This window comes from Pseudomonas flexibilis, from assembly GCF_000802425.1.
In the GTDB taxonomy this organism is placed as follows: Bacteria; Pseudomonadota; Gammaproteobacteria; order Pseudomonadales; family Pseudomonadaceae; genus Serpens; species Serpens flexibilis.
Genome location: NZ_JRUD01000009.1, coordinates 89,419 through 100,787, shown reverse-complemented (window position 1 = coordinate 100,787; position 11,369 = coordinate 89,419). Strand labels below are relative to the sequence as shown.

Sequence of the window (11,369 nt, the reverse complement as noted above, 5' to 3'; positions counted from 1 at the left end):
AGTCGATATCACTTGAAGGGGTCGTCGTCTGCGTCGGATTTGTATACGAGGCGGACATAGAATCTCCCACGGGCTGTGCCGCTTGCGTGGGAGCGGATTCGTCCGCGATTGGTTAGAGAATACTCAGCGGGTACTCGATGATCACCCGCACCTCGTCGATGCTCGGCGAGCCGTAGTAGACGCCGTCACTGCTGCGATAGGTGGCCTGGCGCAGGCGCAGGCTTAGGTCTTTGGCCGGGCCTTCCGGCACCACGTAGCGCAGTTCGATGTCGCGTTCCCATTCCTTGCCGTTGTCGGTGGTGCCGACGTCGGCGTCGTCGCCGTAGATGTAGCGGGTCATGAACTTGAAGCCGTTCAGGCCGACCGCCGCCAGGTCCAGGTCGTAGCGGGCCTGCCAGGACTTCTCGTCCTGGGCGTTGAAGTCCGAGCGCTGCACCGAGTTGGCCAGATACACGGTGCCGCCACCATCGATACCGTAGTCGTAGCCAATGCCGTCGAAGCCGCCGATGGACTTCTGGTAGGCCAGCATGAAGCTGTGGGCGCCCAGGCTGTAGGTGGCCGCCAGGCTCCAGATAGTGTTGCCCTCGTCATCGCCGGTACCGGTGTACTCTGCCTCGTAGTCGGTACGGTAGATGTTGAAGTCGAAGTTCAACGACTGCTCGTTGACCAGCGGCACCGTGTAATTGAGGTTGCCGTAGACTTTCTGGAAGGCGTCGTGGGCGTCCGAGTAGTACAGCGAGAGCGAGAAGTTGTCGTCGACGGCGTAGGTGCCGCCGACGAAGTCGAGACGTTTCAGGCCAACACTGTCATGGCCGGTCTGTGCCTGGGCATTCAAGGCAGTGAAATGGCCAGCGTTGAGCTCCAGCCCTTCGAGTTCGTTGCTGGTCAGCATGAAGCCGGTCGCGGTTTCCGGCAGCAGGCGGCTGTCGTCGGTGGCGAACACCGGCACGCCGACGATCTGCTGGCCGTACTTGAGCACGCTGCTGGAGACCCGCGCCTTGACCACGCCGCCAGCCTCGGCGTATTCGTCCTCGGCGTAGCCGTCGGAGCCGACGGGCAGCAGGCCGGTGCCGGCACGGCTCGGGCTGCTGTCCAGCTTCAGGCCGATCATGCCATAGGCATCAAAACCGAAGCCGACCGGGCCCTGGGTGAAGCCGGACTCGAAGGTGGCAGTGAAGCCGTGCGCCCATTCTTCGACCTTGCTTTGGGTGCCGGGCGCGTTGTTCTGAAAGTCGCGGTTGAAGTACAGGTTGCGGTTGAAGAGATCAAGGCTGCTGTCCTCCATCAGTCCCTTCGCTTCGGACTGGGCGCTGGCCATGGCCAGCTGGGAGGCGCCTGCGGTAACGGCCAGGGCGATTGCGCTCAACTTCATCACGTGCATGTGACTGCTCCTTTTGATTGAAGATCGAGGCCGCCCGGGTACCCCCGGGTCGGCTCCTCGTCAGGCTTGCTCTCACCCCGTTGGACCTGCTGCATCCAAGGCGGGTAATTGACGTGGTGGACGGATTCGTTCAAGGCCCCCTGCGGCTGGTACGCGTCCAAGGTTGTAAAGGCGTTTCGATATCAATGGGATATCGTCAGAACGCTTCTGTAAGAAGGCATAGCAATAAATGCCGGCAAGTCAAAAAGGCCCTGGCGCATTTGTGCGGGCGTCCATGGAGCGATGAAAAACGCGAGGGCAGGCGCTATCCTCCCGGCAGGCGCCGTCGGCGCCCGGAATTCTCAGGAGAACCACGATGTTCGTGCTGGCCGAGCAACTTGCAAAAGACACCCTGCCTATTGGCGACTTCCCGCTGTGCCGTCTGCTGTTGATGAACGACAGGCAATACCCCTGGTTCATCCTGGTGCCGCGCCGCGAGGACGTCAGCGAGCTGTTCCAGCTCGACGAGGCGGACCAGCGTCAGCTGTGGAAAGAGACGACGCAGCTGGCGGAGATCCTCAAGGACACCTTCGCGGCGGACAAGATGAACGTCGCCACCCTGGGCAACATGGTCAGTCAGTTGCACATGCATGTGATCGTGCGCCGCAAGGGCGACGCGGCCTGGCCGGCGCCGGTGTGGGGCAAGCATCCGGCCCAGCCCTATTCCGCAGCCGAGCTGCAAGGCATCCGGGACAAGCTTGGCCTGGTGCTGACCGAAGATTTCCATTTCGAGGAGGGCAAGGCATGACGGTAGAAGAACGTATCGCCGACCTGGAAAGCCGCCTGGCTTTCCAGGATGACACCCTGCAGGCCCTGAACGACGAGGTGGTTCGCCAGCAGCGCGACATCGAGCGACTGCAATTGCTGGTCAGTGCGTTATCGCAGCGCCAGGACGAGTTGCAGACGCAGATCGGCAGCGAGGATGAAGACGAGGTTCCGCCCCATTACTGAAGCGTCAGGCAACTGGTGAAGGTGCGCGCTTGCCCATTCAGCGGGTCCTGGAAGCTCAGGCTCCGGGCGAGTAGCTGCAGGGGGCGGGTGTGGTCTTCGGGTGCGGCGCTCAGGCTCGGATACAGCGGGTCGTTGAGAATCGCCGCGCCCAGCCCGGCCATGTGCAGGCGCAACTGGTGCTTGCGGCCGGTGACCGGGTAAAGCGCGTAGCGCCAGTGCTCGCCGCAGGGCTCCAGAACTTCGATACGCGTTTCGCTGTTGGGCTTGCCGTCGCCTTCCTGCATGCGGAAGAACGGCTCGCCCTGCTCAAGATGGGTTTGGCGCAGGACGGGGAAGTTCAGCCGAGGCAGCGGCGGCGCCATGGCCTCATAGCGTTTGACGATGCGCTGCTGGCGAAAGAGGGCCTGGTAAGCGTCGCGGGTTTGCGGGTTGCAGGAAAACAGCACCAGCCCGGCAGTCAGGCGATCCAGCCGATGCAGCGGCACCAGCTGCGGGTTGTCGAAGCGCTCCACCAGCCGGTTGAGCAGAGTTTCCCGCACGTAGCTGCCGGCGGGGACCACCGGCAGGAAGTGCGGCTTGTCCACCACCAGCAGGTGCTCGTCCTGGAACAGCACCTGCTCCTCGAACGGGATGCGCGCCTCGTCGGGCACTTCACGAAAGTAGCGGACGCGCAGGCCTTCCCGGTAGGGATGATCGGCGCGCAAGGGCTGCCCCTGCTCATCCAGCACGCGATGGCGGGCGAAGCGGTCGAGCCAGACCTCGCGGCCGATCGCTGGAAAATGTGCACACAGGCAATCGAGCACCGTCGGCCAGCGCCCGGCGGGCAGGTGCAGCGTGCTGTGTTTCAACGCCGCATCGCTTCCGTCACGCCTGCTTGCGCTCTGCGGCCAGGCAGGCGGCCGCAGTGAACAGCACGTCGGTCGACGAGTTGACGGCGGTTTCCGCGGCATCCTGCAGGATGCCGATCACGAAGCCGATCGCCACTACCTGCATGGCCACCTCATTGGGAATGCCGAACAGGCTGCAGGCCAGCGGAATCAGCAGCAGCGAGCCCCCTGCCACGCCAGACGCGCCGCAGGCACTGACCGCCGAGACCACGCAGAGCAGCAGGGCAGTGGGCAGGTCGACGCTGATGCCCAGGGTATGCACGGCCGCCAGGGTCAGCACGCTGATGGTGACTGCTGCGCCGGCCATGTTGATGGTGGCACCCAGCGGAATGGAAATGGAGTAGGTGTCCTCGTGCAGGCCCAGGCGTTCGCAGATCTGCAGGTTGACGGGAACGTTGGCCGCCGAGCTGCGGGTGAAGAAGGCGGTAACGCCGCTTTCGCGCAGGCACAGGAAGACCAGCGGGTAGGGGTTGCGGCGAATCTTCCACCAGACGATGACCGGGTTGACCACCAGGGCCACGAACAGCATGCAGCCGATCAGCACCAGCAGCAGCTGGGCGTAGCCGAGCAGGGCCTGCAGGCCGGTGTCGACCAGGGTGGTGGCCACCAGGCCGAACACCCCGAATGGGGCGAAATGAATCACCACCTTGACGATCAGTGTGACGCCGCGGGCCAGGTCGCTGAAGGCCGCGCGGGTGCTGTCGCTGCCCTGGCGGATCGCCAGGCCGAGGCCGATGGCCCAGGCGAGGATGCCGATGTAGTTGGCTTCCAGCAGGGCGCTGATCGGATTGCTGGCGATGTTGAACAGCAAGGTCTTGAGCACTTCGCCGATGCCGCCGGGCGGGTTGGCGCCGGTGGCGGCCTCGGCCAGCGGCAGGGTGGTGGGCCACAGGCTGCTGGCGATCACCGCGACGATGGCCGCGCACAGCGTGCCTACGAGATAGAGCACCAGGACCGGACGGATATGGGTCGGCTGACCCTGCTGGTGGCTGGCGATGGCAGAAATGACCAACAGGAACACCAGCACCGGCGCCACGGCTTTCAGCGCGGCGATGAACAGTTCGCCGAGCAGGCCGACGTGCGGGACGGCCTGGGGCAGTAACAGGGCAAGCAGAATGCCGGCGACCAACCCGATGAAAATCTGGACGACCAGGCTGGTGCGGGTGAACAACTGCAGGAGAGGACGCTGAATCATGTGGGTTTCCTGGGGTCGCCCATGCGGCGAAGCGAAGCGGTGGTTCCCGGTCATGTAGGAGAGAAGCCGAGGCGGCTGCTGTCGTACAGAACCGGAGCGATTGGGGTGTAGGTCGGCAGCAGAGTCCGACGTGGTCCGTCCCGTCCGTGGCAAGGCGGGGCGATTTTACTGGGAGTGGCGGGAAATTGCGGGCATTTTCCTCGCCGCTGGTCCTTTGTCGGGCAAAAAAAAGCCGCGCCCTTAGGCGCGGCTTTCTCGCAGCGGTATCAGCGGCGGTCGGTGGTGACCACGTCCTCGGCTTGCAGGCCCTTGTCGCGCTGCATCACGGAGAACTCCACGCGCTGGCCTTCGACCAGCACGCGGTGGCCTTCGCCACGAATCGCGCGGAAGTGCACGAAGATGTCGTCCCCGGAATCACGGGAAATGAAACCGAAGCCCTTGGTGGTGTTGAACCATTTGACCGTGCCGGTCTCGCGATTCTCACCGAGCGGCGCCTGGTAGGCATCGCCTGCGGCCCGGCGCGACGGACGGGACGGCTGCCAGTTGAGCAGCAGATGCAGCAGCACGGCCAGGGCGGCGAGCGGCAGGGCGGCGGCAACGCCCGGCAGGCCGGCGATGAACTCCAGCGGCCCCAGCAGTACCGCGGCCTGAACGGCGGTGGCAATGATCAGCAGCACGCTGGCGAGGATCTGCAGCGGACGCCGGTTGCTGAGCTGGGCATGCTCCGGCAAGGCGGCAAAGGCCAGGTTGAGCAGGCCGAACAGGGCCAGGTAGAGCGCATCGGGCTGCAGCAGGTAAGGCAGGGAATCGCCGGTGAGGCTGGGTACGAAGGACAGTAGGAGGGCGGCAACGCCCGTGAGGAGTTGGACGATTTTCAGCATTGGAATTGAACTCACAGTAGGCATGATGCAGGGAGAGCCAGTCGCCGCGCAGCTCCGCAAATACAGGTAAGGAGTGGTACAGCGGCAGGCCTATGCCGCGGGATGGAGTGCGACACGGCGGGTATTTAACAGCAAAGCGGAAAGGGGCTCAAATCGCAGCGCCGCAAGTGAGCGCGAAGTCGCGAGCCGGGGCAGGGCGGCCAGAGGGTCGCCCTGCCGGCGGGATGTCAGGCGAGCAGGCTGCGCAGCATCCAGGCGGTCTTTTCGTGGACCTGCATGCGCTGGGTCAGGAGGTCGGCGGTGGGCTCGTCGTTGACCTTGTCCAGCAGCGGGAAGATGCCGCGTGCAGTGCGCACCACGGCTTCCTGACCCTGTACCAGCAGACGGATCATGTCCTCGGCGCTGGGTACACCTTCCTCCTCCTTGATGGAGGACAGCCGCGCATAGGCCGCGTAGGTGCCCGGTGCCGGGAAGCCCAGGGCGCGGATGCGCTCGGCAATCGCGTCCACCGCCAGCGCCAGCTCGGTGTACTGCGTCTCGAACATCAGATGCAGGGTGTTGAACATCGGACCGGTGACGTTCCAGTGAAAGTTGTGGGTCTTCAGGTAAAGGGTGTAGGTGTCCGCCAATAGACGGGACAGGCCTTCGGCGATGGCCGCACGGTCCTGCTGGGAAATGCCGATATCGATGTCCATGGTGATTCCTCCGACGATGCTTCTATGAGGTGCTATCAGCCTAACAGGGGTTTTCGCTTGCGGGCATGGATCTGGATCAACCGCCAGCGCACCGTGCGCCACGGCTGCGCGGCAGGCATTTACCCTATATAATCTCGCGCTTTGCCACGCTGGCCCGATCCGCAGGCGCCAGGGGTGGCCGGTCAAGATGAAACCAGACTCCCAGAGAGAAGCGAACACACCATGATGCGCAGCCACTATTGCGGCCAGTTGAACGAGGCCCTCGACGGTCAGGAAGTCACTCTTTGCGGTTGGGTCCATCGCCGTCGCGACCACGGTGGCGTCATCTTCCTCGACATCCGCGACCGTGAAGGCCTGGCTCAGGTGGTCTTCGACCCGGACCGCGCGGAAACCTTCGCCAAGGCCGACCGCGTGCGCAGCGAATACGTCGTCAAGGTCACCGGCAAGGTGCGCATGCGTCCGGAAGGCGCGCGCAACCCGAACATGGCCAGCGGCGCCATCGAAGTGCTGGGCTACGCGCTGGAAGTCCTCAACCAGGCCGAAACCCCGCCGTTCCCGCTGGACGAGTACTCCGACGTCGGCGAGGAAACCCGCCTGCGCTATCGCTTCATCGACCTGCGTCGCCCGGAAATGGCCGCCAAGCTCAAGCTGCGCTCGCGCATTACATCGAGCATTCGCCGCTACCTGGACGACAACGGCTTCCTCGACGTCGAAACGCCGATCCTGACCCGTGCCACCCCCGAAGGCGCGCGCGACTACCTGGTGCCGAGCCGCACCCACGCCGGCAGCTTCTTCGCCCTGCCGCAGTCCCCGCAGCTGTTCAAACAGCTGCTGATGGTCGCCGGCTTCGACCGCTACTACCAGATCGCCAAGTGCTTCCGCGACGAGGACCTGCGCGCCGACCGTCAGCCGGAATTCACCCAGATCGACATCGAGACCAGCTTCCTCGATGAAGCCGACATCATGGGCCTGACCGAGACCATGATTCGCCAGCTGTTCAAGGAAGTGCTGGATGTCGAGTTCGGCGAGCTGCCGCACATGACCCTCGCCGAGGCCATGCGTCGCTTCGGTTCGGACAAGCCTGACCTGCGCATCCCGCTGGAACTGGTCGACGTGGCCGACCAGCTCAAGGATGTGGAATTCAAGGTGTTCTCCGGCCCGGCCAACGATCCCAAGGGTCGCGTTGCGGCCCTGCGCGTGCCGGGTGCCGCCTCCATGCCGCGCAGCCAGATCGACGATTACACCAAGTTCGTTGGCAACTATGGCGCCAAGGGTCTGGCCTACATCAAGGTCAACGAGCGCGCCAAGGGCGTTGAGGGTCTGCAGTCGCCGATCGTCAAGTTCATCCCCGAAGCCAACCTGAACGTCATCCTCGATCGCGTCGGCGCGGTCGATGGCGACATCGTGTTCTTCGGTGCCGATCGCGCCAAGGTGGTCTGCGACGCCCTGGGCGCACTGCGTATTCGGGTCGGTCACGACCTCAACCTGCTCACCTGCGAGTGGGCGCCGCTGTGGGTGGTCGACTTCCCGATGTTCGAGGAAAACGACGACGGCAGCTTGAGTGCCATGCATCACCCGTTCACCGCACCCAAGTGCAGCCCCGAGGAGCTGAAGGCCAATCCGGCCGCCGCACTGTCTCGCGCCTATGACATGGTGCTCAACGGCACCGAGCTGGGTGGCGGTTCGATCCGTATCCACGACAAGAAGATGCAGCAGGCGGTCTTCGAAGTGCTGGGCATCAGCGAGGAAGAGCAGCAGGAGAAGTTCGGCTTCCTGCTCGATGCCCTGAAGTTCGGCGCGCCGCCGCACGGCGGGCTGGCCTTCGGCCTGGATCGCCTGGTCATGCTGATGACCGGCGCATCCTCCATCCGCGAAGTGATTGCCTTCCCGAAAACCCAGAGCGCAGCCTGTGTCATGACCCAGGCGCCGGGTGTCGTGGACAACAAGGCGCTGCGCGAGCTGCACATCCGCCTGCGCGAGCAAGCCAAGGCGGAATAATCGCTCCTTCGAAGCCCGGTGAAAGCCGGGCTTCTCCGTTCGGGGCGGCATCATGGCAGCGGGCGGCACTGATCGCCCGCGGAAGTGCCAGACTAGACAGGCGGGCCGGGAGCGGCCCGTTCCAGAATCTGAAACGAGATGGAGTGAGTTATGGCTGGTCATTCCAAATGGGCCAACATCAAGCACCGCAAGGGTCGTCAGGACGCCAAGCGTGGCAAGATCTTCACCAAGATCATTCGCGAGCTGACCGTGGCCGCCAAGAGCGGCGCGGTGCCGGCCGACAACCCGCGCCTGCGCCTGGCGGTGGACAAGGCGCTGACCAACAACATGTCGCGCGACGTGATCGACCGCGCCATTGCGCGGGGTGCCGGCAACAACGAGGCCGACAACGTTGTCGAGCTCAGCTATGAAGGTTACGCGCCGAGCGGCGTGGCGATCATCGTCGAGGCGATGACCGACAACCGCAACCGTACTGCGGCCGAAGTGCGCCATGCCTTCAGCAAGTGTGGCGGCAACCTGGGCACCGACGGCTCGGTGGCTTACATGTTCGACCGCAAGGGGCAGATCAGCTACGCACCCGGTGTCAACGAGGATGCGCTGATGGAAGCGGCCCTGGAAGCGGGTGCCGATGACGTGGAAATGGGTGATGACGGTTCCGCGCTGGTGTCCACCAGCTTCGCCGATTTCCATGCGGTGAACGAAGCGCTGGCCGCTGCCGGCTTCAAGGCGGACGAGGCGGAAATCGCCATGATCCCGTCGATCAGCGCGCCGATCGCCGATCTGGAAACCGCCCAGAAGGTGATGAAGCTGATCGACATGCTGGAGGACCTGGACGACGTGCAGAACGTCTACCACAACGCCGAGATCCCCGACGAGATCATGGAGCAGCTGGGCTGATTGCCTGGTGTTGGCGACCCAGAAGGCAGCGCTCGGCGCTGCCTTTTTTGTGCTGCAAAAAGCATTGCGACGCTGAAGCCGTTCCCACGAAAAGCCGGCATTGAACGGGCCCCGTAGGAGCGACTTCGGTCGCGGGCTGGCGGTGGCCCGCATTCGGCTGGGTGACGCCATCGGCGTCGGCCCGTATACTTCCGTGCTGGATAAATAGACAGTGATGGCGGTGGCATGACGCTGATCCTTGGAATCGACCCGGGCTCGCGGATTACCGGCTTTGGTGTGGTGCGCGATACCGGGCGGGGCTGCGAGTACATCGCCTCCGGCTGCATCCGCACCGGCAGCGGGTCGCTGCCGGAACGCCTGCAGACGGTCTATCGCGGCGTGAGCGAGGTAATCCGCCAGTACGGGCCGATCACCATGGGTATCGAGCAGGTATTCATGGCGCGCAACGCCGATTCGGCGCTCAAGCTCGGTCAGGCGCGCGGCGCGGCGATCGTCGCTGGGGCCGAGTCGGGCCTGGAGATTGCCGAGTACACCGCCACCCAGGTCAAACAGGCCATCGCCGGCACCGGCGGGGCCGACAAGCAGCAGGTGCAGATGATGGTCATGCACCTGCTCAAGCTGCTGCAAAAGCCTCAGATTGATGCTTCCGATGCCCTGGCCATTGCGCTCTGCCATGCCCACCATCGGCAAAGCCTGATTCCCCACGGCCTGATCCAGGCCAAGCGACGCAGTGGCCGGCTGCGTCTGTGAGGTGTGTGCGCGACGTTGCTGGCCCCAATTGATGTGAGAGGAATGGACGCGTGATTGGTCGATTGCATGGCACCCTGGCGGACAAGCAGCCGCCTTTTTTGCTGCTGGATGTGAATGGCGTCGGTTACGAGCTGGAAGTGCCGATGACGACCCTTTATCGTTTGCCCCCGGTTGGCGATTCCTTGACGCTGTACACCCATCTGGTGGTCAGAGAGGACGCGCAGCTGCTCTATGGCTTTGCGGAAAAGCGCGAGCGAGAGCTGTTCCGCGAGCTGATCCGGCTGAATGGCGTGGGTCCCAAGCTGGCGCTGGCGCTGATGTCCGGAATGGAGGTGGATGAGTTGGTACGTTGCGTGCAGGCGCAAGACACCTCCACCCTGGTGAAGATTCCCGGCGTGGGCAAGAAAACCGCCGAGCGCCTGCTGGTGGAGCTGAAGGATCGCTTCAAGGCCTGGGAAGCGATTCCAGGCATCGCGCCGCTGACGTTGGAACCTTCCACTCAGGCGGTGGTCTCATCGGCCGAAAATGACGCCGTGAGCGCGTTGATCGCCCTGGGCTTCAAGCCCCAGGAGGCCAGCCGGGCTGTCGCCGCGGTGCAGGAGAACGGTTTGAGTAGTGAAGAATTGATTCGGCGCGCGCTGAAGGGAATGGGTTAAGTGATCGAAGCCGATCGATTGGTGACCGCCTCCGCCCGGGATCGCGACGAGCAACTGGACCGCGCCATGCGTCCGGCCCGGTTGGCCGACTACATCGGCCAGCCGCTGGTGCGCGAGCAGATGCAGCTGTTCATCCAGGCCGCACGCGGTCGTGCCGAAGCCCTGGACCACACGCTGATCTTCGGACCACCCGGGCTGGGCAAGACCACCCTGGCGAACATCATCGCCCAGGAAATGGGGGTCTCCCTGAAAAGTACGTCCGGTCCGGTGCTGGAGCGTCCCGGCGATCTCGCCGCGCTGCTGACCAATCTGGAGCCCGGGGATGTGCTGTTCGTCGATGAGATCCATCGCCTCTCGCCGGTGGTCGAGGAAGTGCTGTATCCGGCCATGGAGGACTTCCAGCTCGACATCATGATCGGCGAGGGCCCGGCCGCGCGTTCCATCAAGCTGGACCTGCCGCCCTTCACCCTGGTGGGTGCGACCACGCGGGCCGGCATGCTCACCAATCCACTGCGCGACCGCTTCGGCATCGTGCAGCGCCTGGAGTTCTATTCAGCCGAGGACCTCACCACCATCGTCAGCCGTTCGGCCGGAATTCTCGGTCTGCCGATCGAGCCGGAAGGGGCCTTCGAAGTGGCCCGCCGCGCGCGCGGTACGCCGCGTATTGCCAATCGCCTGCTGCGTCGCGTGCGCGATTTCGCCGAGGTGCGTGGCAAGGGCGAGATCACCCGCCAGGTGGCCGACCTGGCGCTGAACATGCTGGATGTCGACGAGCGCGGCTTCGATCACCAGGACCGCCGCCTGCTGCTGACCATGATGGAGAAGTTCGATGGCGGTCCGGTGGGCATCGACAGCCTGGCCGCAGCCATCGGCGAGGAGCGTCACACCATTGAGGATGTGCTGGAGCCCTTCCTGATCCAGCAGGGCTACATCATGCGCACGCCGCGCGGGCGCGTGGTCACCCGGCATGCCTACCTGCACTTTGGTCTGCAGTTGCCCGGGCGCCTGAGCAATCCGTCCGGCACCGATGACGCATGAA

11 protein-coding genes and 2 pseudogenes are annotated in these 11,369 nt (G+C 64.2%); 7 read left to right on the top strand and 6 right to left on the bottom strand.

From position 1 onward, the window contains the following. Window positions 1–112: 112 nt before the first annotated feature. On the bottom strand, window positions 113–1,381 hold the full coding sequence (locus SF06_RS07820) for an OprD family porin (RefSeq protein WP_039560654.1): 1,269 nt from the start codon (window positions 1,379–1,381) through the stop codon (window positions 113–115). Window positions 1,382–1,736: 355 nt separating this feature from the next. Here SF06_RS07820 and SF06_RS07815 point away from each other — a divergent pair, with 355 nt between their 5' ends. Continuing rightward, window positions 1,737–2,168 carry an HIT family protein gene (locus SF06_RS07815; protein WP_027590441.1) on the top strand — a complete coding sequence of 144 codons (432 nt, stop codon included), beginning with the start codon at window positions 1,737–1,739 and terminating at the stop codon, window positions 2,166–2,168. Continuing rightward, the gene (locus SF06_RS07810; RefSeq protein WP_027590442.1) at window positions 2,165–2,371 is read left to right on the top strand and encodes a SlyX family protein; all 207 of its coding nucleotides are present in this window, start codon (window positions 2,165–2,167) and stop codon (window positions 2,369–2,371) included. The genes SF06_RS07815 and SF06_RS07810 overlap by 4 nt, the downstream gene beginning before the upstream one ends. Here SF06_RS07810 and SF06_RS07805 read toward each other — a convergent pair. From SF06_RS07805 to SF06_RS07790, 5 genes and pseudogenes are all read right to left on the bottom strand, one after another. Beyond that, entirely contained in the window at window positions 2,365–3,219 is an 855-nt protein-coding gene (locus SF06_RS07805; RefSeq protein ID WP_039560651.1) for a pseudouridine synthase, read from the bottom strand. The two genes, SF06_RS07810 and SF06_RS07805, sit on opposite strands and share 7 nt — an antisense overlap. Before the next feature lie 16 nt (window positions 3,220–3,235). Beyond that, on the bottom strand, window positions 3,236–4,453 hold the full coding sequence (gene sstT / locus SF06_RS07800; protein ID WP_039560649.1) for a serine/threonine transporter SstT: 1,218 nt from the start codon (window positions 4,451–4,453) through the stop codon (window positions 3,236–3,238). A 266-nt stretch (window positions 4,454–4,719) separates the two neighbouring features. Continuing rightward, window positions 4,720–4,932: pseudogene (locus tag SF06_RS18695) on the bottom strand (cold-shock protein); the annotation flags it as partial. Between the two features lie 81 nt (window positions 4,933–5,013). After that, window positions 5,014–5,334, bottom strand: a pseudogene (locus SF06_RS18895) (cold shock domain-containing protein membrane protein); the annotation flags it as partial. A gap of 227 nt (window positions 5,335–5,561) precedes the next feature. After that, window positions 5,562–6,029 (bottom strand): Dps family protein, encoded by a 468-nt coding sequence (locus SF06_RS07790; protein WP_027589271.1) that lies wholly within the window; start codon window positions 6,027–6,029, stop codon window positions 5,562–5,564. A gap of 222 nt (window positions 6,030–6,251) precedes the next feature. Between SF06_RS07790 and aspS the strand changes: the two genes are divergently transcribed. The 5 genes from aspS (at window position 6,252) to ruvB (ending at window position 11,368) form a co-directional block, all read left to right on the top strand. Further along, complete coding sequence (gene aspS / locus SF06_RS07785; RefSeq protein WP_027589272.1) at window positions 6,252–8,027, top strand: aspartate--tRNA ligase; 1,776 nt, start codon at window positions 6,252–6,254, stop codon at window positions 8,025–8,027. A 150-nt stretch (window positions 8,028–8,177) separates the two neighbouring features. Beyond that, a complete protein-coding gene (locus tag SF06_RS07780) occupies window positions 8,178–8,924 on the top strand; it encodes a YebC/PmpR family DNA-binding transcriptional regulator (RefSeq protein ID WP_027589273.1) in 747 nt (248 codons plus the stop codon). A 225-nt stretch (window positions 8,925–9,149) separates the two neighbouring features. After that, window positions 9,150–9,674, top strand: coding sequence for a crossover junction endodeoxyribonuclease RuvC (ruvC, locus tag SF06_RS07775; protein ID WP_039560647.1), 525 nt, complete (start codon window positions 9,150–9,152; stop codon window positions 9,672–9,674). A gap of 50 nt (window positions 9,675–9,724) precedes the next feature. Then, window positions 9,725–10,330, top strand: coding sequence for a Holliday junction branch migration protein RuvA (gene ruvA / locus SF06_RS07770; RefSeq protein WP_027589275.1), 606 nt, complete (start codon window positions 9,725–9,727; stop codon window positions 10,328–10,330). Next, window positions 10,331–11,368 (top strand): Holliday junction branch migration DNA helicase RuvB, encoded by a 1,038-nt coding sequence (ruvB, locus tag SF06_RS07765; RefSeq protein ID WP_027589276.1) that lies wholly within the window; start codon window positions 10,331–10,333, stop codon window positions 11,366–11,368. The last annotated feature ends 1 nt before the right edge of the window (window position 11,369 follow it).